Annotated in this window: 26 protein-coding genes and 1 riboswitch; of the genes, 6 read left to right on the top strand and 20 right to left on the bottom strand. The window is 37.2% G+C overall.

Annotated elements, in window-relative coordinates; translation table 11 throughout:
• The first annotated feature begins 51 nt into the window (after positions 1-51).
• The 5 genes from BN986_RS24455 to BN986_RS24435 all read left to right on the top strand — a co-directional run bounded on the left by BN986_RS24455 (position 52) and on the right by BN986_RS24435 (position 2,914).
• Positions 52-807: an ABC transporter ATP-binding protein gene (locus tag BN986_RS24455; RefSeq protein WP_040985230.1), complete on the top strand. Its 756-nt coding sequence runs from the start codon at positions 52-54 to the stop codon at positions 805-807.
• 8 nt (positions 808-815) lie between these two features.
• Positions 816-1,529, top strand: coding sequence for an ABC transporter permease (locus tag BN986_RS24450; protein WP_211198908.1), 714 nt, complete (start codon positions 816-818; stop codon positions 1,527-1,529).
• Positions 1,526-2,278, top strand: a complete 753-nt coding sequence (locus BN986_RS24445; protein WP_040985228.1) for an ABC transporter permease — start codon at positions 1,526-1,528, stop codon at positions 2,276-2,278. The genes BN986_RS24450 and BN986_RS24445 overlap by 4 nt, the downstream gene beginning before the upstream one ends.
• Positions 2,279-2,286: 8 nt before the next feature.
• The gene (locus tag BN986_RS24440; RefSeq protein WP_040985226.1) at positions 2,287-2,562 is read left to right on the top strand and encodes a hypothetical protein; all 276 of its coding nucleotides are present in this window, start codon (positions 2,287-2,289) and stop codon (positions 2,560-2,562) included.
• A 103-nt stretch (positions 2,563-2,665) separates the two neighbouring features.
• The gene (locus BN986_RS24435) at positions 2,666-2,914 is read left to right on the top strand and encodes a hypothetical protein (RefSeq protein ID WP_040985224.1); all 249 of its coding nucleotides are present in this window, start codon (positions 2,666-2,668) and stop codon (positions 2,912-2,914) included.
• Positions 2,915-3,042: 128 nt separating this feature from the next.
• Here the strand turns inward: BN986_RS24435 and BN986_RS24430 are convergent, their stop codons facing one another.
• From BN986_RS24430 to BN986_RS24375, 12 genes are all read right to left on the bottom strand, one after another.
• The gene (locus BN986_RS24430; RefSeq protein ID WP_040985223.1) at positions 3,043-4,080 is read right to left on the bottom strand and encodes a serine hydrolase domain-containing protein; all 1,038 of its coding nucleotides are present in this window, start codon (positions 4,078-4,080) and stop codon (positions 3,043-3,045) included.
• Positions 4,081-4,146: 66 nt separating this feature from the next.
• Positions 4,147-4,845, bottom strand: coding sequence for a DJ-1/PfpI family protein (locus BN986_RS24425; protein WP_040985221.1), 699 nt, complete (start codon positions 4,843-4,845; stop codon positions 4,147-4,149).
• A gap of 212 nt (positions 4,846-5,057) precedes the next feature.
• Positions 5,058-5,690, bottom strand: coding sequence for a response regulator (locus tag BN986_RS24420; RefSeq protein WP_040985219.1), 633 nt, complete (start codon positions 5,688-5,690; stop codon positions 5,058-5,060).
• Entirely contained in the window at positions 5,683-6,735 is a 1,053-nt protein-coding gene (locus BN986_RS24415; protein ID WP_040985217.1) for a sensor histidine kinase, read from the bottom strand. Before BN986_RS24415 ends, BN986_RS24420 begins: the two co-directional genes overlap by 8 nt.
• Positions 6,732-7,466, bottom strand: a complete 735-nt coding sequence (gene liaF, locus BN986_RS24410) for a cell wall-active antibiotics response protein LiaF (RefSeq protein WP_040985216.1) — start codon at positions 7,464-7,466, stop codon at positions 6,732-6,734. The genes BN986_RS24415 and liaF overlap by 4 nt, the downstream gene beginning before the upstream one ends.
• A gap of 104 nt (positions 7,467-7,570) precedes the next feature.
• The gene (locus BN986_RS24405) at positions 7,571-8,206 is read right to left on the bottom strand and encodes a PspA/IM30 family protein (RefSeq protein WP_040985214.1); all 636 of its coding nucleotides are present in this window, start codon (positions 8,204-8,206) and stop codon (positions 7,571-7,573) included.
• A gap of 30 nt (positions 8,207-8,236) precedes the next feature.
• Positions 8,237-8,590 (bottom strand): lmo0954 family membrane protein, encoded by a 354-nt coding sequence (locus BN986_RS24400; protein WP_040985212.1) that lies wholly within the window; start codon positions 8,588-8,590, stop codon positions 8,237-8,239.
• Positions 8,591-8,801: 211 nt separating this feature from the next.
• Positions 8,802-9,095 (bottom strand): RNA polymerase alpha subunit C-terminal domain-containing protein, encoded by a 294-nt coding sequence (locus BN986_RS24395; RefSeq protein ID WP_040985210.1) that lies wholly within the window; start codon positions 9,093-9,095, stop codon positions 8,802-8,804.
• Between the two features lie 81 nt (positions 9,096-9,176).
• Positions 9,177-9,620 carry a GNAT family N-acetyltransferase gene (locus BN986_RS24390; RefSeq protein WP_040985208.1) on the bottom strand — a complete coding sequence of 148 codons (444 nt, stop codon included), beginning with the start codon at positions 9,618-9,620 and terminating at the stop codon, positions 9,177-9,179.
• 135 nt (positions 9,621-9,755) lie between these two features.
• Positions 9,756-10,913, bottom strand: coding sequence for a serine hydrolase (locus tag BN986_RS24385; protein ID WP_040985206.1), 1,158 nt, complete (start codon positions 10,911-10,913; stop codon positions 9,756-9,758).
• Between the two features lie 19 nt (positions 10,914-10,932).
• The gene (locus BN986_RS24380; RefSeq protein WP_040985204.1) at positions 10,933-11,799 is read right to left on the bottom strand and encodes an ABC transporter permease; all 867 of its coding nucleotides are present in this window, start codon (positions 11,797-11,799) and stop codon (positions 10,933-10,935) included.
• On the bottom strand, positions 11,792-12,727 hold the full coding sequence (locus BN986_RS24375) for an ABC transporter ATP-binding protein (RefSeq protein WP_040985202.1): 936 nt from the start codon (positions 12,725-12,727) through the stop codon (positions 11,792-11,794). Before BN986_RS24375 ends, BN986_RS24380 begins: the two co-directional genes overlap by 8 nt.
• 350 nt (positions 12,728-13,077) lie before the next feature.
• On the opposite strand from BN986_RS24375, the gene BN986_RS24370 reads away from it, so the two are divergent.
• Entirely contained in the window at positions 13,078-13,356 is a 279-nt protein-coding gene (locus BN986_RS24370; protein ID WP_040985200.1) for a hypothetical protein, read from the top strand.
• 158 nt (positions 13,357-13,514) lie between these two features.
• On the opposite strand, the gene BN986_RS24365 is transcribed toward BN986_RS24370, so the two are convergent.
• The 8 genes from BN986_RS24365 to BN986_RS24330 form a co-directional block, all read right to left on the bottom strand.
• Entirely contained in the window at positions 13,515-14,021 is a 507-nt protein-coding gene (locus BN986_RS24365; protein WP_040985199.1) for a DUF3189 family protein, read from the bottom strand.
• 345 nt (positions 14,022-14,366) lie between these two features.
• Positions 14,367-15,470, bottom strand: a complete 1,104-nt coding sequence (locus BN986_RS24360) for a CAP domain-containing protein (protein WP_244445093.1) — start codon at positions 15,468-15,470, stop codon at positions 14,367-14,369.
• 310 nt (positions 15,471-15,780) lie between these two features.
• Positions 15,781-17,004 (bottom strand): DUF819 family protein, encoded by a 1,224-nt coding sequence (locus BN986_RS24355; protein WP_040985196.1) that lies wholly within the window; start codon positions 17,002-17,004, stop codon positions 15,781-15,783.
• A 170-nt stretch (positions 17,005-17,174) separates the two neighbouring features.
• Entirely contained in the window at positions 17,175-18,056 is an 882-nt protein-coding gene (gene dapA, locus BN986_RS24350; RefSeq protein WP_040985194.1) for a 4-hydroxy-tetrahydrodipicolinate synthase, read from the bottom strand.
• Positions 18,057-18,292: 236 nt separating this feature from the next.
• Positions 18,293-18,473, bottom strand: a riboswitch (Lysine riboswitch).
• A 188-nt stretch (positions 18,474-18,661) separates the two neighbouring features.
• A complete protein-coding gene (cysK, locus tag BN986_RS24345; protein WP_040985192.1) occupies positions 18,662-19,588 on the bottom strand; it encodes a cysteine synthase A in 927 nt (308 codons plus the stop codon).
• 3 nt (positions 19,589-19,591) lie between these two features.
• Entirely contained in the window at positions 19,592-20,017 is a 426-nt protein-coding gene (locus BN986_RS24340; protein WP_040985190.1) for a PH domain-containing protein, read from the bottom strand.
• A 248-nt stretch (positions 20,018-20,265) separates the two neighbouring features.
• A complete protein-coding gene (locus BN986_RS24335) occupies positions 20,266-21,162 on the bottom strand; it encodes a 5'-3' exonuclease (protein WP_040985188.1) in 897 nt (298 codons plus the stop codon).
• A complete protein-coding gene (locus BN986_RS24330) occupies positions 21,149-24,796 on the bottom strand; it encodes a dynamin family protein (RefSeq protein ID WP_052401154.1) in 3,648 nt (1,215 codons plus the stop codon). Before BN986_RS24330 ends, BN986_RS24335 begins: the two co-directional genes overlap by 14 nt.
• Positions 24,797-25,315 lie beyond the last annotated feature (519 nt).

Here is a 25,315-nt window from a genome sequence, read left to right as displayed (position 1 = left end):
GTCAGCTGCAAACGTTATGCTGAGATTATCAATAGAAAGGAGAAGATGCAAATGAATATTATCGAGTCAAAAAATTTAACGAAACGCTATGGCGATTTTCATGCAGTTTCAGGAGTAAACCTTCATATTGAGAAAGGAAGTGTCTACGGTTTTCTTGGTCCAAATGGCGCTGGCAAATCAACGGCAATGAAAATGCTGCTTGGATTAACGAAACCAACAAGCGGAAGTTTTACGATCAACGGGAAGACCTATCCTGAAAATCGAATCGCTATTTTAAAAAATATTGGTTCCTTTATTGAAGGCCCTGCCTTCTACGGTAATCTTACCGGAGAAGAAAACTTAGAAATTATCCAAAGAATCTTGGGGCTTCCCCGTTCTGCTGTTTCAGAAGCTCTAGAAATCGTGGGGCTTACAAAGGCGAAGAAAAAATTAGCAAAGAAATATTCGCTCGGAATGAAGCAGCGATTGGGACTGGCCAGTGCATTAATCGGCAAACCTCCCATTCTGATTCTCGATGAACCGACAAACGGTCTGGATCCTGTCGGTATTCATGAGATTCGCAGTTTGATCCGATCGTTGCCAGAAAAATTTGATTGCACGGTACTGGTTTCTTCCCATTTACTTTCAGAAATTGAATTAATGGCCGATGATATTGGTATTCTCAACCAGGGAAAATTACTATTTGAAGGGCCACTGGAAGAATTAAAAGATAAAGCAATCAAACTGGGATATCCAGTTGACCATTTGGAAGATACTTTTCTAGCAATGATAGACGCTGATAATAAAGAGCGAGGGAATATACAATGATGCTTATCATGGAATGGAAAAAGAGGAAACGCACTGGATTTATACTGACATTTTTATTCGGAGCCGTTTTAGCAGCCTGTGTACCGGTTTTAAATATGGCTTTTCGCTCAGAGTTATATACAGGGCTGGATGGTTCCCCGCTTCAAATTCTATTAGAGGGAAACTGGCAAATGGTTGGTCTGCTCAATGTTTCTCTGATCGTTATAGGTGCAAGCATTCTCTATAATACAGAATATGTCCATCAAGCAATACAAAAAATGCAATCACTTCCTATAAAAGAAGGGAATTTATTTCTTGCCAAATTTCTCATTATAAGCATGGCCTGTTTAGGAGTTATTGTGATAGAGGCTATAGCATTCGCATTTAGTTCTATATATTGGTTTCCAAGTGATTCCGTATTTACCGTGGAATGGCTGGAAAATATCAGCTATTTTTTTATTTTGAGCTTACCGGCGATTGCACTGGCTTTAATGATTACCTCCTTCTTTCGTAATATATGGATTGCACTTGGAATAAATGTGATCGGCATCTTTTTGGCAATTACACCACTGTCGGATCAAAGTATTATTGTAGCATCCTTTCCGTTTAAATTACCTTTTCAATTACTTCATCAGCCAGCTGTTGCTGGAGCGGATACATTTATTTGGATTGCGTTCATCGAAACCGTATTGCTTCTGCTTATTCAAAGGGCAGCTGTAAACATAAGGAGGATTTTTGTATGAATTTTTTCGATGCAATACTAGTGGAAAGGAAAAAAATCCATCGTTCTAAAATTTTATTGATTTTATTTCTGGCGGCTATCGTCTTATGGGTTCCATCTACGTTTAACATGGAAATGAATTTGGAATTGCAAAACGGTGATCCTTCTCCAGAGAATAATTTCTTTATTCAAGCTTTTCTATTGTTTGCCTGGTTTTTATTCCCTGCCGGCATGGTGGTTGCAACTGTAATGCTTCAGCAGCTGGAGCAAGGAAACAACGGGATATCCAAAATGTTATCCTTGCCTGTTCATCCAGCCATGCTCAGCTTAGCTAAGTTTATTATACTGGTTTTCCTGGCAGCATTGTTTATCCTGATAGCTGTTGGCATCTATTACCTTGCTGCTGCCTTTGGAACCATTGTGCATGATTATAACTTTATACTATCTCCCTTGTTCGTCATAAAGGTAGCGGCTTTCTTTTTCTTGTCGGCTATTCCAATGCTTTCTGTATTCTGGATGTTGTCTGTCTGCATCCAGTCGCCTATTTTTTCAGCAGGTCTTGGACTTGCTTCTGTTGTTCCTTCTGTATTAATGATCAATACAAAAGTTTGGTTTATTTATCCGATGTGCTACCCGTTTTACATCATAACGATGAAATACCTTTCCAATTCCCAGGTTAGCCTTTTTCCATGGATACCTGTTGCAGCCGCAATTACAATCATTTGCTTAGCTGTTTCCTGTATCTTCTTCGGAAAAGCAGAAAGGAGGTAAGCTTACGGATGAAGAATATTTTTATAAGCATTTGTACGATAATGCTGTTTATTCCCTGGACGATTCTGATTCTACGGACATACGATTGGGCGCTTGAATCACCGGCAGCTGAGATAATAATTTTATCTTATGCAGCATTTATGATTTTCAGCGGAATTTTTACGATATTTGCCTATCTGAAAATAGACAGAGGGGCGTTGATGAAAATTTGTCTGATGGTTAATTGCCTATATGCTTTTGTCGGAACAGCAGCAATCTTTCTTATTGTTTCCCCTTCTTCCTGATGAATGAATATATATGATGTTTAAGACTGGAAAACGATGGGAAGAGGCTTAGCATAAAGAACATATATTAATAAAGCATCAGCTATGTATGGAGGAAACCGGAATGATTGTTGTTTTCGTCATGATCATTTTACTTATTCTTTTTGTAAATAAAAAGTTTGCAAATAGTGGATCAAAATCAAAATTCCCCGCTCAGCTTGCAATGGCAGCAGCTGCTATTGCTGCAACAATCCCTATGCTGTTTACTGAAAATACTGGCAATCAGACTTCCAAGTATATTGCTGTTGGGATGGGGATATTTTCTGCTATAGCGATTTTATACGAAGCATTTTTGACAAAAGCAGATAATTAACAACCGTTTAAAAAGATTAAAAAAATAGCAACGGAATGATGCAGTTGCTATTTTTTAATCTGATTTAAGCAGACGGGTTAGGTTTACTAACGTTATCCGGCTATTCTCCTTTTATAATACAACCCCTTTTAGGAAAAAAGCGATTTATAAATTTCTCCGATGATTCCTTCCATTTGGTGAACACCTAATTCTGCATTTGTCATCATCACTACACCTTTTCCTGAATAGGGGTATGCTACCATCATACATTGAAATCCTACGCCCCATCCAAGCGATGTGATTTCCAGTTCTTTTCCAGACATTTCAAGAAACACGCCTAATCCAGCCCAGCTTTTCCCGTTCTGTGGAGTTATTATTTCTTTTGCTATATTTTCCGAAATGCCTATTTTGCTTTCTCCTTTTAAAGCATGCATTAATTCAATAACTAATTTAGCTAAATCAAAAGAACTCGTCCATAAACCAGAGGCTGCTGGATAAGGATATATCGGATATTTTCTATCTGTTAATTCACCGTTTTTATTATGCCCGCAAGAGAAATTTTCGCTATCCAGTTTCATCTTTGCTGTATCTAAATAGCTGTTTTTCATTTCAAGCGGTTCAAATACTTGCTCATTCATAATCTGGTGAAACGGTTTTGCCATAGCATCTTCTATCAGTTGCTGAATAATACAGTAGCCTGCATCCGAATAGTGGAATTCACTTTCAGGTTCACACGTTACCCTAATAGGAGCTTTACAATAAGGCGTTTCTCCTTTTAATAACGAAACCATAGAAGGTATTCCTGTTTGTGGTTCCAGTTCAAAAAAACTATCTTCAGGGTCCGTTATTCCAGATTGATGACTTAATAAGTTTCTCAGTGTAACTTTCTTATTTTTAGTAAAGTCATTTTCCTGCACTTTCCAGGACACAAGACTTTTATTTACGTCCCTATCCAAATGAAGAATCCCTTCCTCTACCAGCTTTATAGCAAGCATACCTGTTAAGAACTTGCTAATAGAGCACGCATTAAAAATAGAATTTTTATTTACTTTTCTATTACTTTTAGCTTCTAGCAAACCTTCATTTCTTGTTCCGCTAATCTGGCTATTTTCAAGCAATGTAATACTTAAACCAGTAACATGATAAGACCTCATCCGTTCTTCCAAGTCCATGTTTTTTAACTCCAAACTCTTCTCTCCTAATCTGATAATTTTAACAGCATCATGCTAGAGCTAACATTATGTTAGTTGTATTTATTTCATGATTTTAAGAATACTTTTTGAATGTTGTATCATGCCTAATAATCCAATCCCTTTTTTTGCATCTTTCGTTAATTTCGCCCCAGCTATTTTTTTAATATTTTCTTCCGCATTAGAATAATTACCAGCATCAAATATCGGTTGCGGATCATATTCAATGGCTAGTTGAATCGCTTTGGTTTCCTCTTCTCCAACTATTTTATCCGATAAATACAAGGCCATATCTATACCGGCTGATACGCCCGCAGCAGTAATATATTTTTCTTGCTCCACGATTCGCTCTCTGACAGGAATTGCTCCATAATCACTTAATAGATTGATTGGCTTCCAATGGGATGTTGCTTTTAATCCAGCAAGCAATCCGGCTGCTGCCAGTAACATAGAGCCTGTACAAACAGATGTCGTCCAGCTTGTGGTTTTGTCTATTTCCTTTATCCATTTCAACACACGGTCCTTTTTCATCTCTTTCATGAATCCTATTGTTGAACCTGATATGACTAAAATATCCGCACTTTTTATTTCATCGATACCATACTTCACATTAATATCAATAAAGCCTGAATCCGCTTTTATTTCTCCCTTCTTTTCTGCAACAAAGTATACTTCTGCATCATTCATATTTCTTAAAACCTCATAAGGCCCAATAGCATCAAGCATTGTTATTCCATCATACACATAAATAATTACTTTCATATTTTCTTCCCTCTTTTAACCAAATTATTTACTATTAAACTTTTTATTCGAAACGTAATTCCTCTTATCAGAGATTCATGTATTAGATATATTATGTATGTTCCAATATTCAGATAACAAATCAATAAAGTAACTAAAAAGGATACATAACTTTTATAATAAGCATATATCCTCTCATCGTCATGGTTAAATCGCGAAATATATCAAAAAGCCTATTCCACCAGCTTATTCTGAAAAGCATAAATCACAGCCTGCGTCCGGTCTTGCACTTCTAATTTCCCTAAAATATTGCTGACATGCACCTTCACTGTTTTTAACGCAATAAATAATTCATCCGCAATTTCCTGATTTGCTTTCCCTTTCGCCATTAATAATAATATTTCCTTTTCCCGTTCTGTTAACTGCTCATGTAAAGCAGTTTCCTCCTTCGTTCGCATACGATTCATAATTTTCCCGGTTACTTCAGGTTCCAGAATGGACTGTCCTTCGTAGGTGGCACGAATTGCTTTGGCGATTTCACTGGCTTTGGATGTTTTCAGCATATAGCTCGTAGCTCCCGCTTCTAATGCAGGATACACTTTCTCATCATCTAAAAAGCTGGTAACAATAATAATCTTCGCTTCCGGCCAGGATTCAATAATTTTCTTTGTTGCTTCAATTCCATCCATTTCTTTCATCACAAGATCCATTAAGATAATATCCGGGCGGAGCTCTAACGCCAAGTCAATAGCTTGTGTGCCATCATCTGCCTCTGCAACCACCTCAATATCCGGCTGCGAAGAAAGATAGGCGGATACACCGATTCGTACCATCTCGTGATCATCGACAAATAAAACGTTAATCATTAGACGGATCCTCCTTTCTTACAATGGGTACTTTTACTTCTAAACGCGTGCCTTCATTTGGCAGACTGATAATTTTCAATGTGCCGCCGACCTCATAGGCGCGTTCACGCATATTCTGCATGCCATAAGAACTTGTTTTGACAGCATCTGTCTGAAAACCAACTCCGTCATCCACTACACGCATAATAATGTTTTCATCTCGTTCCAGTAATAAAATATGCAGATTTTCAGCTTTCGCATGACGCAATGTATTCGAAATAGATTCCTGAAAAATCCGGAATAGCTGATCTTCCACTCCTTTATCTACTTGAAATGCTTCAATTTTAGCATCAATTTCCAATGGTACTTTTTGCGTTAACTCTTTTAAAAGTCCTTCTACGCCTTCCTGCAAGGACTTGCCTTTTAATGCTACAGGGCGTAAATGTAAAAGAAGGGCACGCATCTCCATCTGTGATTGGTGAATCATGTTTTCCACCATATTCAGCTGTTTCGTTAAAGTCTGGTCCTCTGGCAGCCCTGACTCATTAATCGCCGACATCAGCATGGAAGCCGCAAACAGCTGTTGACTGACAGAATCATGCAATTCCCTGGCTAAGCGGTTTCTTTCCTGTTCTACTACTTCCTGCAGGCTTTGTTCTCTTTCCGTTGCTCTTTCTGTCGCAATCTTTTGAACATGCTCTGTTTGGATCCGCAGCTTTTCCTGAACCTGATTCATTTGGGCGGAGATAGCTTCCAGTTCTTTCGGAATGTCATCCGTTTCAGTAGGTTTTTCCCCTTTTACAATCCCTGCCAGCATTTTTTCTACTTTTTTTAAATTCCCCTTCCAATACCAGCCGATGATCGCTCCGATAATGGAACCGAACGTTATTACAAATGCCAATACAGTAAGAAGAAAAGATACATCTCCCAGCTGGCCTTCCCATAGCGCGCTCCAACCTGCTGTTTCATTTATAGAGAAGGTAACAAAGGTCGTAACAACTGCAGCAACAGCCAGAACAAAACTGCAAGCAATTGACAAAAGGACAAAACGAATAATGGTATTCATATGCGTTTCACCTCAATGTCTCCAGAAAATAAAGAAGTAACAATCTTCACTCTTTGCTGCGCAGTACTATAATTTTTTGTTTCATAGTGAAGGGATTTATTCATTAGCCTCCCGTGGTATTCTCCAAAAATAGATGCTCTGCCGAAGATAGAACTGTGATGAATACTCACTTCCACTTCATAAGGGACATAAATCTCAATGTTGCCTACGATATGCCGGATAGAGATAACTGCTGTATCATATGGCAGCACCGTATTACTTAAATCAATGATACGGTCGCCATAAATCCCATGCATATTGACGTCCTTCCATTGATAAGCCGTTTCCTCTGTACGAAAATCATCGAAAAAGCGTTCATCAAATAAATTATCCACTTGAATAAGCGGATCTTCTTCTTTTAAACCCGTTTTATTTGGCAATTCCGGTTCTTCTTTACTAGGTTCTTTCGTTGATTTGACATAGTTTAAAATAAAAACAACAATGGCAGCAACGATTAAAAATCTTACTGCAAGTAAATTAAAAACGTTGAGAATGAAGGATATTACAGCAATCGCAAACACGATCTTCCAGCCCAATGAATGTAATCTTTTCCAACTGAAGTAAACAAAAAAACCCGAAATGAATGCTGATATGAGTGATCCGCCATGGAAAAAGACAATTTCAAAAACGAGAAGAATGGCGACGGTGATCCATATCCAATTTAAATTTCTCGTGCTGAGCTGTTTAAACATCTTGCCATTCTCCTTTCGTTTATCTCTTATGTAAAATATACAGGCGAGGGATCTCCTTCGCCTGTATAAGTATACCATGATTTTTCAATTCCTAGCTATTGATTCTAGTTTATTTCCTTTTCATCTAATTTCTTTTCAATGGCTGCAATTTTATTATCAAATGTACTTTGGTAGTAAGAGCTGTTGACTCTATACTCTAGATTTTCAATATATTGTTCCATCTCTTCAAATTTAGAAAATGGTTTTTCGGGCGATTCATCTACGACACGATTGATTTGGTGATTTGCTTTAGCAATGTTTTCACGCCCCATTAACTCCATACGGCGCAGGTGCATATCCTTTAAGCGATGCTTCATTTCTTCGTATTTTTGCTCCAAATTTTCAAGCTGTGTGATTGCTTCTTCCCTGGATGCTTTCATGCGATCGGCACGACTTTGATACTCTTCATGTTCTTTTAAAGCAAATTCATGCATTTCTTCTTCCTGGGCGCGATCGGCAATTTGCGCTTGTTTTAAACGCTTATCAGCAAGGTCCTGGGCTTTCATATATTCTCGTGCAAACTCTTCTTTTAATTTATATTGACGGTCAATGAGCTTCCTTACTTTTTCTTTTTCCTGTTCACTTTGACGCAGGTAATGATTAAGTGCTGCAATCGGATTTTTTTGTTCCTTCTTATCCATCATCGTGTGTAAATCTGCGGAAATAGAATCCTTCATTCGTGTAAAAATATTGGTTGACATAATCAATCTCTCCTTTTAATTTTATTCATTTTATTTATTTAACTCTGCCCACTGTTTTTCAAAATTTGTAAATGGATCATCATCTTCCTTCACTTCGTGGACAATAGAGCTTTCCGGTGTGTTCCAATTCTTATAGATAAGGTAAAGCGCATAGGCTGCTGCAACTCCTAATACAGCATAAATGTTAGAGAATGTGATACTTAGAACGACTAATCCCAGGATCACCCACCCTACTTTAGCAGCGGTGGAATCTGTGCTGATAAATTTTTTAAAGCATATATAAAGCAGCCATACACTTAAAGCAAGTAATACCATTGGGCCAAGATTTGCGAGTAGAATCAGTAATGCAACAAGCCCGCCGATAAACAACATGAATTTTTTCATTGTGTTTTCCTCCTTCTGTTATTGTATCTTTATCTTACCGGGTATTTTGTTTTCTCGTAATGAGCCTGAGCTATATCTTTGTCTAAGACTTAGGGTCTATACACTTCTAAACCTTCTAAGCGATGTTTTGACAAATCATCAAATAACAGATGTTACATACAAAAAGTGGAATAATACCTCTAGTTGAGATACCATTCCACTTCGATTTTGTCTATTCCGCTTTAAATATAAGTCCCTTATCCTCTAACGCCTTCATTAAAGCCGGCATAGATGCTGGACCAATACCATGCAAAGCTAATATTTCTTTCTTGGTACGGTCTGCCAGCTTTTCTTCTGTTGTGATACCTTCATGAATAAGTGCTCTTCTTGCAGGAGCAGAAAGTGTCGCCAGAAAACCGCTCTCTGGTTTATTTTCTTTGTCGCAAGTCGGGCAGCTATTACAATCTGAACTTTTAAAGAAAACATGTCCATTCTTACATACTTTTCTTTGTTTTTGGCTGGTCATCAGATTTCCTCATTTCTTCATTCCGTATTTTAAAGAATAAACCTCGAACTTAATTAGTTTACATAATATAATTATAGTTATCTAAAGATGTTTCTCCATAATTATTTCTCCCTCCGGATCATATTCTCCTGTCCGGACGAAACCATGTTTTTTATATAATTGTTCCGCTTGATCGTTACCCGGAACAAAGCTTAATCGTATGATTTGTACATCATAATGTTCGTTGATGTATGCTTCAATTAATGGGATGAACTGATTGGCATAGCCTTTTCCTTGAAAGCGATAATCAATCATAAACCGATCAAACCAGATACTCTTTTTTTCATCAAAATAAAAACCGACCATGGCATAGCCGATTGGCTTATCACCTGCGTAAAGTCCAAGTGAAGTAGTCAACGCTTCAATAAAACTTTCCGCCAGACAAAAAGGGATGCTCTCCATAAAATCTTTTTGGTTTTCAGCTGTTTCTAATGCTGCGATCTCTCTCCAATTTTCTTTATTCACTTCTTTTATATAGGTAGACATTGATTTGCACCGCTCTTTCTCCGTGTATTCTATTAATTATAGAATACATGAAGATTTTAAAAAAAGGAAACTTACAAATCAAAATTCCCCTAATACAATGCAAAACACCAGCACTAGGGGAAAATACCATTCTTGTTATTCAGCTAACGTTTCTTTGACTTCCTCACGAAAATCTTCCTCATTTACTAATTTATCCGTTAACGCCTGCACCTGCATTGCTGCAACCTCCAGTTCTGAAAGGTTGAGATCATTTGTAAATAAAATCATCTCAAACCGGTTCCCATCAGCATCCTCTGCGTATACAGCTTGATTCAAAACAAATGCAGTACTTCCGCCTTTTTGTGCTGTACGTACAATCGATTCATCTTCTAAGTCTAAACTGAAAATAGCATCCAATTCTTCATAAAATGCTTCAGAATAGTGTTCTTTGTTATTCAGCATAGCCATGATTTGATGGTAATCTTCCGCTGTAGCATGTGTCAGGCGATCCGACCAGACCTTTTGAATCGACATATCCAGTAAAGCACTTGCTTCTTCTTTTTCCTCATCCGTCCATGGTTCTTCTTGCCATTCTTCAAAAAGATCGACGGCTATTTGCCGGTAAGCATCATCATCTAAATCGCGTAATGCATCCTCTAATTCGTTTTCTTCTATATTATTGTCTTCCATCACTTTTTTAGGAATCGCAATACTTGCTGTTAACGGATAAATAGGCTCATGATGGTTCAAATCCAGTTCTTCTATCCGATTATTTACTTCTTCTAATCCCAGTCTTTCTATTAAATAATCGGTATTGGCATTGGAGCTGAAATCCATCATTCCCTGTGCAATTTGTTCCAGAGAAACATCGCCTTCCTCATCTTCTAATGTACTTTTCCAGGCGTCATGTGCTCCGCCGTCTGTGTTCGGGAAATAATACTTGTCTACTTCCTCCATTGCTATCATTTCAGAAGGATCGATGTTCCCTTCTTCTGCTTGGCTAGCGAATTCAATCGCAATGATTATTTTGACAATACTGGCAAGCGGCAAGGCTAAATCGGTATTGATTTCTGCTATCGGCTCATTATTCCATGTAGCTAAAAAAGCCACACGATCCGAGTCTTTATTTTCTTTGATAAATTCCATAAAAAGTCCTGTTGCGGGATCCAGATCTTCCTTATCATTATTTTCTTCCAATGCCTCATCTTGTTCCGTATCATTTTGACTCGTTTCCTGTTCATCCTCATCATCATTAGAACAAGCTCCCAGTAAAACAAGAAGACATGCAAACAATAAAGTATAAAATTTCTTCATGAAATCCCGCCCTTTCTAATTAATTTCCTGCTACATCCCGTTTTTTAAAAGTAAGCCAACCTACTATCATAAATACGATATAATAAACGATAAGAACAGCAATGGAAAAGCCCAGGGATGTTCCTTCAATGATAGGCGACCCTTCAAAGGTATTTTGAAGATTAAGATGTGCGGTCAACAGATATTTCGCAATTTCATATTGACTTACCAGCATCGTAATAATTGGTGCTGCGATATAAACCACAATACTCGCTGCAATCGCCATGGCACTTCCTTTGAATAAAATCGCAATCATAAAGGATAAGGTAGCCACTATAATTAATGGCACGAATTGAAAGAGGATATCTTTACCAATAGAAGTAATGATAGAAACTTCCGTATAGCCTGATCCCATATTATCTACAATGGTTGGATTCCAAGTATCTACACCAAAAAAGATAAGCCCAATTAGTAACGATAAAACGATTGTATATAAGATTAATACAAGCGAGAAAAGTAAAACAGTAATATATTTAGATGTTAATACCGTGCCTCTGCCTGCCGGACGAATAAGTAATAATTTTATCGTCCCCCACTTGTATTCATTTGAAATGATTTTAGCAGCAACCACAATGATAAAAATCGTAATAAAATTGATATAGGAGATATTTTCCGACAAGAAAGCCCACATATCGTATGCAGGAACTTCTACTCCCATCGACTGATACGCCTCCATAAGTGCTCCTTGGAAAGTCTGATCGATCATCATGCTTTGGTCAACTACAAAATTTGTAATAAGCGCACTGCCTATAAGGAGAACCGCCAGGATAATATACATTGCCCAGGTAGATTTATAATGATGCAATTTGATAAATTCATTTTTTATTAGCTGGCTTAGATTACTCAATGACATTCTCTCCAATCAAATCGAAAAATTTATCTTCTAATGTACCTTTGGCGGCCTGAACCTCGTATACATTAATATCATGGTTTAATAGTTCCTTTAGAATCACTGGTATTTGTTCCCGTTTGACCGCCGTTTTTAAGGTTGTTTCATCCACTGCTTCTACAAATAATGCCTCGTCTTGCAAACGATCTAAATGTGCTTTTGCAGTCTGCGCATTACTTACAGAAATGGCATACTCTGAAATATCACTGTTCTCTGCCTTTCTGTTCTTCTCTACATCCTCTACAGCGATTAAAGCACCGTTTTTAATAACACCGATGCGGTCACACATTAATTCAATCTCAGACAGTAAATGACTGGAAACAATTACGCTGACTTTTTCCTTCTCTGCCAATGTACGGATATATTGGCGGATTTCCTTCATTCCAGATGGATCAAGTCCATTCGTAGGTTCATCTAAAATAAGAATCGACGGTTTATGTAATAAAGCCTGTGCAATTCCTAACCGCTGCCGCATTCCAAGAGAATATCCGCCAACTCTGTCGTTGATTACCTTCTCCAAGCCAACTAATCGAACAACTTCTTCTATTCGTTCTTTTGATGTACCTGGAATCATCCGGGCAAATTGTTCTAAATTTTTTCTTCCTGTTAAGAAAGGGTACATCTCCGGGTTTTCAACAATCGCACCAACTTCCCTGATTGCTTCACTATAATCCGTTTGAATGCTTTTTCCGACAACATGGATATCACCTTCCGTTATCTTCATCAAACCAACCATCATCCGAATTGTCGTCGTTTTACCAGCCCCATTCGGTCCAACGAATCCAAAGACTTCTCCTTTTTTTATCTGAAAACTGACATCTTTAATGATTTCTTTATTCTTGATGCGTTTACTGACATTTTTTAATTCCAATGCGATTTCAGTCAATTCTAGCCCTCCATCCAACTTTTTCTTCTTAGTCAAGTTATACGAATTGTTTGCATAAAAGTTTCATATTCAATTGTATTTTTTTACCGATTCGTTTATCACGCATAACCATCCATAAAACTCCACTGAGTGAAATTTCGTTTTTGGAGCTTTTGTTCTCTATTTAAAAATGTGTTAGCTCCTATTAAGTTTGTCTAATCGCTTTTTTCTTCCTTGCGTATATTGATTGAGAAAGGAGGGATAAGCTATGTGCGGTCATCACTCATCAAAAGGAAAATGTAAAGATCCTTGTCGCAACACTAGCCGCCCGGGAGGCGACTATCGTCACAAAGATCATAAATCCAATCATTGTGACAATAAACAGCGAAATCACCACAGATGCGGAAACAGACACGAAGATTATTGTCATTGTCGAAATCATAATAGATGCCATGAGTCGAATCATTGTGATAACAGGAAACAAAATCATCACAGATGTGGAAACAAACATGAAAATTATTGTTGTAAACGAGATCACCGAAGAAATGAGCATCATCACCGTTGTCATGAATCCAACCATTGTGATAACAGGAAACGAAATAGGAATAGAAGGGAATTCTGTTTTTGTTGCAACAGTTTCTACTAATTAGAGCTTGCGCGGGTAACCCTCACCTTTTATAAAAACACACCAAGCTATTAGTTTTTTTATTGCTAATAGCTTGGTGTATCCTTAGAATATCTTCCTTTTTTCTATTTTATTTTTTAACACTATCGAGAAACTTGAACCGTTATTTCCTTTCTGTATAAATCAATGAAACTTTTTGTTTTCCAACACAATAACTTGCGTAGTCATAGCATGCCCCGCTTTTTTTGTTTCCTCCACTAATCGGTTAATCTTTCCACAACATTGCTTTGCGCCGGCAATTAATAAAGGTTCTCCTAAAAAGTTGATATGCAATCCTCTCGCTAAAAATCCTCCAACAGACATGATGAAAGGCACAGTAGGTGAAGTATTGGAAATAACAATCTTTTCATCTAGCTGGTCTTTTTCCTGTAGTATTGTCGCGAACTCCTGGATTGCTGGTACAACAAATTTATTATTTCTTCTTCCTATGGTGTATACAGGATTGCCCTCTTCATCTATTCCATGGTAAATAAGCTTGCCGAGATCATGCTTTGTTAATTGATTAAAGTATGGTGCATGAAGTATTTCTTCCTTTGTCAGCTTTCGATTTAAAGGAAGTTTATTCAAATGATAAGCCGCTGCAAGTGAAGTGGTATGCGTACCGCCATAATCATTATATATATAAATCAAACTGTTTATCCCCTTTCCGGACCATGTGATTTATGGAAGGTCTGATTTTTTCTAAAACTACTTCTTTCCGTTTTAAATAACTTTCTTGCTATGGATAATCAACCTTTATTATTATCTAAATCGAAAAAGGAATACATATTAAAAATCTAAACAAACAGTCGAAAATTAAAATACATTGTTTTCTTTCCATATAAAAAAGGATGAACATTGTATCCATTCATCCTCTTAAATAAAAGTATTGATTTGCCTAGGATTTCGTAACACTCAAATCCCAAATACCTCCACATTTATCTTTTACTTTCACATATTTCGTTTCTAAACACGTATCACGAAGTTCCATTACCATTAATTACTGAAAAAATTCTCCGTATAAAACGGCTGGTCACTTTCGTTAAAGTCCACACCAATACCTAAATGACTAAAATCTCCATGTAGAATATTTTCCCGATGACCTTGAGAATTCAATAATCCTTGATGTGCGAAAACACTGCTAAATTGCCCATATGCAAGGTTTTCACCCGCACTTAAGAAAGAAATATCATCTTCCCGCAATCGATCAAAGGGAGACTGTCCTTCTAAATTGGTATGACTGAAAAATTGATTGGCAGCCATATCCGTACTATGTTTTCTTGCCGTTTCTCTTACCTCTTCGTCCCAGTCTAAAATAGACAAGTCATTCTTCACACGGGTTGCATTGGTTAAATCGAATAATTGATATTCTAAACCTTCTTTGAGCTCTTCACTTCCTGGAGTATAGAGGGTACTTTTGGCAGATTCTAAGTCTTCGTCTATCAACTGAATTGCTGTTATTTCTTCTGACTCATGCAGATCATAGAAAATTGTTGCATAGGTGCCATCTATATGATAAACATCATATTCCCCTTCACTTTCAATCTTATAATTAAACCAGCCATTACGTATCATTTCTTCTGGCTCCCCTAATGTCTCGTTTACAAATGATTTGGAATCACCTAAAGCAATATCGTGCTGGGATGATAATAAATCCTGGTTTGTAAAGAGACCACGTACCATCTCCTGTTCATCATAGGCAACCATCATAAAATTTTGATAGTTTTCATGATATGTGGACCATTCTACTCCATACTCATTTTCGCTTTCTCGTTCGGCTTCTCCATACATCTCTTCAACTTGAGCTTTTGAATCACCAATTTCTACATTACCAACTGAGAAAGATTGCTCTTCGGGTGTAGTAAGTTCCGGTGTTTCTACTTGTTCATACTCCCTATTCGTTTCTGAACCTGTAATGGAATCAAAAAGAGAAGTTGCTTCATCTGCTACTTGACGAAAGTAAAAGTCATTATCTATCGCTTCTGTAACAAAATCGCTTGCAGAGGAAAACGCATCACTTACGGCATCAGGGATGATATCGCGGACCGGATCTTCCCATAAAGGTTTTGTCCAAATGGCTAACAGTATTATAAACAGCAATAATAATAATCGCTTGAAAATAGCTATCCCAACCTTCTTAATCTCTTTGATGCAGCATAAGGATTACTGCTGATATTCTATTATTCACGAAATCAGCCTTTACTAATCCTTAAAAATATAAGTTAGCTCGCTGACTTATATAAATTATACTATCTCTAAATTGCTTTCAACAAATCTAAACATTTTTTCCTTAGAAATATTTTAATATAAAACAACACTTCACTCATTGGAAGATTTATGTACAATTTTTCTCATGATAAACAAAAAATCCACTTCTGTCATACATACAGAAGTGGATTTTTTTGTTTATCTACATCAAGGTGCCGAACCACACAGCAAGGAAGGTGCCGATATAATTTCCTACAATATAACCTAAGGTTCCAACGATTAATATCGGACCGACTAGTTGCCTCCAGCCTTTTGCAATCGCAAACGCAGCTGCAGTAGTTGGTCCCCCGATATTTGCATTACTCGCCAGCAGGATTTCTTCTAAACTCATTCGGAATAATTTTCCGAAAACAAGAGATAGCATTAAATTAATTGCCACAATAATAAATGCAAATAGAAGCAATAATGGCGCCGTTTGAATAATTAACGTGATAGAAGCAGGTATTCCAATTACGACAAAAAAGATATGAATTAAATACGTTCCAATTTCCTGGCTTCCATTTAACCCTGAAAAGTAGTTTGGAAATACTGCCAAAGCGACAAAGGTAAGAGTTGTTAATACTAAATACTGATCCCCAATAATTCCATTTAACAAGTTATTGAAGAACGAAACATCTTCTCCACTAGGAATAATCCCGGCAAAAAATTCGGCAATTTTTAAAGACACAATCACTAAAAGAAAAGCTGTTCCAATCGAAAGCGCCATGTCCTTCAAAGAAACTTCTTTCCTTTTCCAGAAACTTTCTGCCAATGTTTTATCATTCGCCGAGTGATTCTTTTCTACTTCTTCCACATGTGGTGTCGGATAACGTTTACGGATAAAATGAAGTGCAGGGATCATCATTAGAATAATAAACAGTAATGCCATCATTAAGTTGTCCGCAACCACTGCTGCAGAAACAATTTCCCCTGGCGTGTCAAATTTAGCTGCCATCGCCGCAAAGTTCACGCCTCCTCCAATATAGGAAGCACCGAAAATACCGCTTAATTGATCTAAAAAAGGTATGTGATTTCGTAAAGTAAAAAATGCAATAATCGTTCCGGCAACCGTACCGATGGAACTTAACAGGAATATAAGCAATAACCTGCTGCTTTCCTTCCATATTTTTTTAAGATTAACGTGAAATAACAAAAGCGGTATGGCTAATGGTACAATAACAGACCAGACTGCATCATATACGGGGGACTCTGTTGGAATAATTCCGAAATTGGATAAAGCCATTGCACCTACTAATGCAATAATTGCCCCTGTAACCTTGGAAGCCCAGCTGTAGCGCTGTTCTAAAAATATACTCACAGAGGCCCAAATAATGATAATCCCCCAAAGCGTAATGCTATCATCTGCTTGAATCCATGTTTCATTCATCCGCTCCCCATCCCTTCTTTTTTTGATTAGCTTGTATCATATTTTACCATTTAATTTTAAAATTTGGGTAAGTATTATAGCGATTTTTTTAGGGGGATAATAATAACACAGGAAGCTTCAGTGAAAATGCAAAACCCCTCTAAACAATGTTAGAGAGGTTTTCATCTTGATTATTTTACTTGTTCCAGCAACTCTAATTTATGGTTCAACGATTGCAGCTGTTCATCATTTAATGGAAGTAACGGCAAACGAACACCGCCAACATGTACCCCATTTCGATTTAATGCTGCTTTTACTGGAGAAGGGCTTGGTGCAGCAAACATTTCCTGCATTACGGGCAGGATACGTTGATGAATAGAAGCAGCTTTTTTCACAGCTCCCTGTTCATAGGCAGCAATCATCTCCTGCATCTCATTGCCGATAACGTGTCCGGAAACAGAAACAATTCCTATTGCCCCAACTGCAAGGGACGGTAAGGTCAGCGCATCTTCTCCACTGTATACAGAAAAGCTGGCGTCCGTTTGCGCGACCATTTCTGTTACCTTATCCATATCGCCGCTTGCATCTTTAATTGCCACGATATTATCAACAGCTGATAATCGAATAACCGTTTCTGCTGCCAAATCGACAGAAGTTCTGCCAGGCACATTATAAAGCATCACTGGCAATTGAACCGAGTCGGCCACTGTTTTAAAATGCGCATACAAACCATCTTGAGAAGGTTTATTATAATAAGGTGTTACAAGCATAATGGCATCCACGCCTGTTTTTTCAGCTGCTTGTGATAATGCAATCGATCCTTTTGTCTGATTCGAGCCAGTACCTGCAATCACTGAAATTCTTCCATTTACTTGCTGTACCGTATGAGAAAATAGCGCTAATTTTTCTTCATCTGATAAAGTTGGAGATTCTCCTGTGGTTCCCGCTACTACCAACCCATCTGAACCATTTTCAATAAGATATTCAATTAAAATATCTAATGCCTCATAATCAATTTCTTGCTGTTCATTAAATGGCGTTACCATCGCCGTAACCACTTTTCCAAAATTCATAACAACACACCCTTTGTATAATATCAACATTACTTGATGAAAAATAGACGATAGCACCTAAGGAAAGTGCTTAAAAAACCTAGAGGGTGGAAAGTAATAAAGATAAGCAGGAACAGTAAAGTTAATTTCACTGCTTCTGAATTTATTTTTTCTTATCATTATCCATTACTTCAATTTTTCCACAAAATAAAAAGCACCAACGGAGACCGCTGCTGCATAAACATTTTAATGTCCTCTCAGCTGATAGCCCTCCACATAGTTTCCTATATGACAGCACCGGGTTTATTCAATCCTGGTACCAGTGCAATAAGAATAAGGCTTATTGTACTTCGGCAAATTCCCCTTTCTATATGCTTCCTCGCCAGCCTAATCTGACTCTGCATATTTACTGATGGTCTTTGCACCTCTATCGTTCACCTATGAATAATGAATTTGTCTGTATTATAGCAGGAATAATACAGAAAAACAAATGAAAAATAGAGTTTTTTTAATATGATGAAGAAAAGTTTTCATGCGTTGGCTTCAAGATACAAAAAACCATCATGGTTCAACTTCTTTACTGGTAAACTATGCAAAATAAAAAAATAGGTGATTTGCCTGCTTCGTTAATCCGTATCTTGCAGAAAATCCATGGACAAGTATCTTTCTCCCGTATCCGGAGCAATACAAACCACTTTTTTCGTATTATCTAAACGCTTGGCGATTTCTCTTGCTGCATAAATAGCAGCTGCTCCAGAGGGACCGATAAATAATCCTTCTTTCTGTGCAAGCTCTTTTAATAAATTTATCGCCTGTTCATCATTGATTTGAATAATCTCGTCATAAATAGATGTATTTAAAATTTCAGGTACAAAGCCAGGACTGGTCCCCACTAATTTATGGGAACCAGGCTCCCCTCCTGATAGTACCGGGGAACCTTTGGGCTCCACTACAGCAATATGTAAATCCGGTATGAACGCTCTTAATGATTCTCCAGTACCTGTTACTGTTCCACCGGTACCTGCAGTACAAACAAACGCGTCCAATTGATCGTTCATATCGTTTAAAATTTCCAAAGCTGTTGTTTTACGGTGGGCATCCGGGTTCGACATGTTTTTAAATTGCTGAGGAATAAAGCTGTTTGGAATCTCTGCTTGCAATTCTAATGCTTTTTGAATAGCTCCAGGCATTTTTTCACTGCTAGGCGTTAAAACAACTTTAGCGCCATATGCTTTCAAAAGATTTCTTCTCTCAAGGGTACTATTATCCGGCATTACAAGAATCGCTTTATATCCTTTTGCTGAAGCAGCCATTGCCAGTCCTATTCCTGTATTACCACTAGTCGGCTCAATAATTGTATCCCCAGGCTGTATAAGCCCTTCTTGCTCGGCAATATGAATCATATGCATTGCAGCCCGGTCCTTTACACTTCCGCTTGGATTAAACATTTCAAGCTTCACATAAATTTTTGCTGCATTTTCAGGCTGTAGCTGATTTAGAGTTACCATCGGTGTATTTCCGACTAACTCTGTAACATTATCCACTACTCTCATGCCTTATTCTCCTTTCTCTTCCTTTAATAAACGTTTATCTACTGAAATATCCGGATTTAATTTTGCCAGTTCTTCCACAAAAGTAAACTTATCTTTCGGTGAGATAGCGATTAAATCATATTTCCCACTTCGAATTTGTATACGGTCTAACGATAATGCCGGCGCGATAATTGGCATTTTAGCAAGGAGGATTAATTCTATATTTTCTATATAAATGGTTTGACGGATAGGCCCGTAATAAACAATTAAACGATCTTTATCAATTTTATATCCTGTACGGAACCAAAACCAAAGCAGGAGGCCACATAAAAGCATGATAATTAGTGCATTAACTACCTGACCTCTGAATAACGGAATAAGCACACCGCTAAGCACAATAACCCAAAGAATAATAGCCATCCATCTGTCTTTTTTCGATTTAAAATACATTCTATTCCCCCTTTCTTTCGAACAATATCTCTTCTTCCATTATAGCTATTGAAAGTCTTTTTACCAAACCTAATCTTTACGTTCACTTCTAATTTTATACAATAAGAAAAACTTATACATGGATGTTCGTTAAAAAGAACGAACGCACAGTACATTACCTTTAATATCTTATAGATACAAGAAATAAAGAGGGGTACCCTTTATACCCCTAACAGGTATAAAGGGTACCCCTCCATTTAAATAATGAATTAAAATGATATGGATGGTTTATTTTTTAATGGATCTAACAAACGATCTACATGTTTCCATTCCAGTCTATCCAATTCCGTTATTACCTTTTCTTCTTTAAAATTCCATTTGGAAGCTTCTAAATCACAAGCTATTGGAACATCACATTTGATCTCCGCAAGATTCCGTGATAAATAGAGCATGTCCATATCCGCTTGCAACTTATTCTGTACCCCTTTAGGAAGCTTTTCCATATTATCAATTAAACCATCGACGGTTCCAAATTCCTGTAATAATTTTAAAGCTGTTTTTTCTCCAATTCCTTTTACACCTGGATAATTATCCGATGAATCCCCCATCAGTCCTTTTAAATCAATAATTTGTTCAGGTGTGAGTGCTTTTTTCTCATAGAAGTTTTCTTTATCAAAAACTTCATAATTTCCCTGTCCCTTCCGCATAATAATTACACGTATATTTTCTTTTACTAATTGCAGCAAATCCTGATCACCTGAAAGAATAAACACATCATTTTCCGGGCTATACATATTTGCAAGAGTTCCCATGCAATCATCTGCTTCAAAATTTTCTAAACCAATATTGGGAATATCAAAAGATTCTACGACTTGTTTCACTAAATCAAATTGTGGAATCAACTCCACCGGTGGTTCATCACGATTAGCTTTATAACCATCATACATTTCTGTACGGAATGTTTTACTTCCCATATCCCAGCAACAAACAACGTGGGACGGTTCAAAAGTGTGAATCGCATCCGTTAAATAACGTAAAAATTGATAAATACCATTTGTTGGAACTCCTTGGGAATTATACATAAAATTCCCCCGGAAAGATGTAGCGAAAAATCCTCTGAACAGGAGCGCCATCCCATCTACTAATAAAACTTTATTTGTCGTCATGCTTTATTTCCTTCCTCTCTGTATCCATGTTGGAAAAACTATAGTGCAATACAGCATTCAATTGTTTTCTTCTTGTTATTAAATCATCCATATCCGCTTCTACAAATAAACGGTCTATAAATTGCTGATAAAGCACATCTGCTTCATGTACAAGCGTTGTTTTTTCCTGTTCCAGCTCTTTATCCCACTGTTCCTGATAAGAAGCCATAATTAACCTTCTGCCGTCTTCTACAAATGCTTGAATATCTGGTTCAATGATTGTATATAACTGCTCTTTGATTTCTTCTTTCTGATTTTGAACAAAGAATGTTTTCGTATCTTTAAATTTGGCAAATAATTTTTGAAGCTCTTGATGCTTTTCAATGGATAATTTCATTGTGATATCAGGTGTGTCAAAAGCTGTTATATCCCATTCGGATATGGAAAAAACCGGATCCAGTTTTTTCGCTGTTTCAATCATTTCATGTTGATTGTTTTTAAATAAACTTTTTAACAGCTGTTCAATCCGTAACGAAACAGCTAATAATTCCTGATGCAATTCAGTTTCCATATAAAGGGTAAGTTGTTCAAATTGCTTTGATAACTGCTCCCTCCCTGCTCTGCCAGACTCTGTAATGGTGGTCGGGTTATAAATTTCTTTAAACAAATCATGGAAACGGATCGTAAAACGCCCATTTAGAAAATAGGTTTGTTTTTCTAATTTTTGATGCCAGCGCTTCTCCGTGGAAGCTGTGTCCAGATTTTCTACATAATGAACAATTTGCTGGTAAGCATTTTGTAATGCTTCTTTCCGTTTTGCTTTTGCAGACTGATCCAGCTTTAATGATTGAATAAATTCTTCTAACGCCTCACCGGAGCGCTCTATATCATTCATTGCAGCTCTTTTCGCAAGGACGGTTAGGTCACGATGAATGAAGTCATAAAAACGGGTCTCAAAAGCCTGCATTTGCTCATTCAATATCTTTTGTTCTATTTTTTCTCTCAAAGAAAGCTTGCTCGAAACAGGGTAAAGACGTGGAAAGCGAATTCCTAATTGTACTAATTGTTCTTTGACATACCCGGTTACCAGATCTAATTCTTCCTGATTGCTGGCAAGGTCAGCTGCATTGACAATAAAAAACATTTTATCTAACTCAAATACATCTTTCACACGCCCCAGCTGCATCAGAAAATCTTTATCTGCACGGGAGAGTGCATGATTATAATAGGTAACATATAAAATAGCATCTGCATGTTTGATATATTCAAAGGATACATTAGTATGTCTCGCATTGATCGAATCAGCTCCCGGCGTATCAACAAGCGTAATCCCCTGCTTTGTTACTTCGCAATCGTAAAAAAGATCCATCGATGCAATATAACATGCTTTTTCTTCATCTGTCACATAAGACTCAAAGTCATCAAACGTAATTTTCTTAGACGATCCAATCACAGATTCTGCTGCTTCATAGCCTTCCAGCACCGCACTTAAATAAGCCTGGTACATTTTTGGCAGACGCACACCCTCCAATACGTTCTCTGTTTGCAGCCAAGTAATCAGCTTACTGAATGAAGTGTTGGGCGGATCACATTCTTTTGCCAACGTTTTTATATCATCGATAAGCATTTCTTCTGATTTAAAGGTTATAATAACGTCCCGATGCTGATTTTCACTTGTAACCGGACGAATGCGATTGACTGCTGCAGTTGTCGGATTAGGAGATACCGGTAAAACATGCTCTCCAAGAATTGCATTAGCAAAGGATGACTTCCCTGCACTGAAGGCACCAAATAAAGCAATCGTATAGGATCGTTCCGTTAAAGATATTTTTCGCTTCTTTAAATCCTGTTGATAGCTTTCAAATCCAGGTAATTGGACCAACTGTAATACTTGATCAATATCATGGACAACATCCCGCTCTGTACTATCATGCAGCGTATTCACAGTTTCTTCCTGTTCGTCCTCCCGTTCTTCCTTCTGTATCTCTTCTTCAACCAGTTCTAAAGCCGATATTCCTTGCTTAGGGATGACTTTGCGGGCTTTTAGTTCTTCCTTCATCGCTGCAATCGTTTCCGGCTGCACTTCCGGGTTTGCTTCCTGTTCATCTAAACGCTTGAAATAAGCAGTTTCTTCATTGTCAAGCGCATGATTGGCTTGCTGGTCTGCTTTTTTTTCCTCCAGCTGCTCCAATTGCGCTTTTAGATCATTCCATTTATCTTTGTTTTTTAATTCAAGCTCTTTTTTTACTTCATTAGCCAGCTGCCTCATCTGTTTTTTGAAATATGTTTTTAAATCGGCTGCTATTTCATTCGTATAATTTAATACATAATCTCCATTTATGCTTGCGCCTTTACGCAAATTGCTCTCCAGCAGATCCTCACGTAAAGACCATTCCAGATATGAAACTCCTTTTTCCTGAAATGAAGAATCTAGTTGATTTATTTCAATTTGCTCATACCACTTATCACGAAGCTTCCACTTTAATGTAGTTTCCACATTTTTTTCTAAAGCTTCCATAAAAGCCTGTTTCCGTTCTGTTTTCGCTTCCTTCGTTTTTTTACCACTAGTAAATAGGCCGCCAACTTTAAAATCTGGCTGCATTGCTTCCAGGTAATCCTTCGCAAGCTCTCTTAAATCTGCCGGCATCAGATATGCATTTTTCGCAGTCTGATCCACCTCGTTCAAAAAATCAGCTGCTATTTGTTCGGGACGCTCCTCCAGATTTTCAATTTCCATCGTTAATGTTTCTATTTTCTCATCCAGTGACACTTTATCCACTTCGCCTAATGAGACTTTTTGATTCGACATTTCTCGATGGACTTTTTCTTTATGATCACTCACGATTTGTCGAATGCTTGCCTCCATCGTCATGTATTCATCTTTCGACCGAAGCATATGAAAGACAGTGTCCTTCAGCGCTTCCCATTCATTATGCGGTGCTTCGGGATTTTTAAGAGATGTGTAGAAAATAGAAGAAGGATGCAGATTCCATTGATCAAACGTTTGTTTAATTTTTTTATCAAATTCGACAAACGGTAATTCTGCTTCATTATGCTTATCTATTTGATTGATCACGATAATAAATGGCAGACCATTTTCCTGCATAGCCTGTAAAAATAATAAATTCACTTCAGATTGAACATGATTATAATCCGTTACATAAATAAGACAATCCGATAAATGAAGAGAAGCTTCTGTCAGCATTCTGTCAACATCATCTGCAGCATCAATTCCCGGCGTATCTAAAATAGCGGTATACGGCGGTAAAATTTCCTCTCCCGTGCTGATATGCATTTTTTTAATATCGTTTTTATTTTTAGTAAACTGTTTAATTTGCTCTAAATTATACGGTTCATGATATTCAACCACATCCCCGTTATGAAAAAACACATGAACAGTGCCCTCTCCAGATGAGATTTTTACAATATTCGCGCTGGTAGGAATCGGACTGTTCGCCAGAATTTCCTCTCCTAATAGATGATTAATTAACGAAGACTTCCCTGCAGAAAAATGACCTGTTAATGTGATGACAAATTCCTGGTTAACGTATTTTTCCAAGATATCAAGCATCTTATCTGCATTTACCTTATCCCCATGATCTTTCATTTCTTTGTAGAGGGATGCAATTTGTTGTTCTGTTACCCTTTTTTCCATATACGTGATCACAAGCCTTTACCCCTTTTTCAACTTATTCCTATCTGTATATATCAAACTTTGGTGTTTATTCCTGACTTTTGCATAACACCTTTATTATACGTAATATTGGTACTGATTTCTAGGGATTATTATTTTTAGTTTACATAATAATTTTATGGTTAATCAAATAATTGTTAAGTCTACACAAATCATTCTATTTAAATAGTCAGCAATCTTATTATTATTTAACTATTTGCAACAATAAAACAGGATTGATATATTTATGTAAATAACACAACTTTCACACATTAAAAAGTAACTTCATTCCCATGGAAACAGAAGTTGATCGTTCCTTTTGACAAAGAATAGAAGGTAAAGTGTAAGGCGACCGGTGATATGCTACCTTTATAGTAGACAGAGAAATAATAAAAAATCTCTCCTACTATGAAGGGAGTATTTTGTATGTCTAGAAGACTGACGAAACATGAGTTAGATGATCGAATTCAAATCGTACGGCAAGTATTAGATAAGAGAAAA

This window comes from Oceanobacillus jeddahensis, from assembly GCF_000750635.1.
Classification (GTDB): Bacteria; Bacillota; Bacilli; order Bacillales; family Amphibacillaceae; genus Oceanobacillus; species Oceanobacillus jeddahense.
Note: the sequence above shows the minus strand (reverse complement) of the source record. Positions and strands in the feature narration are given on the sequence as shown.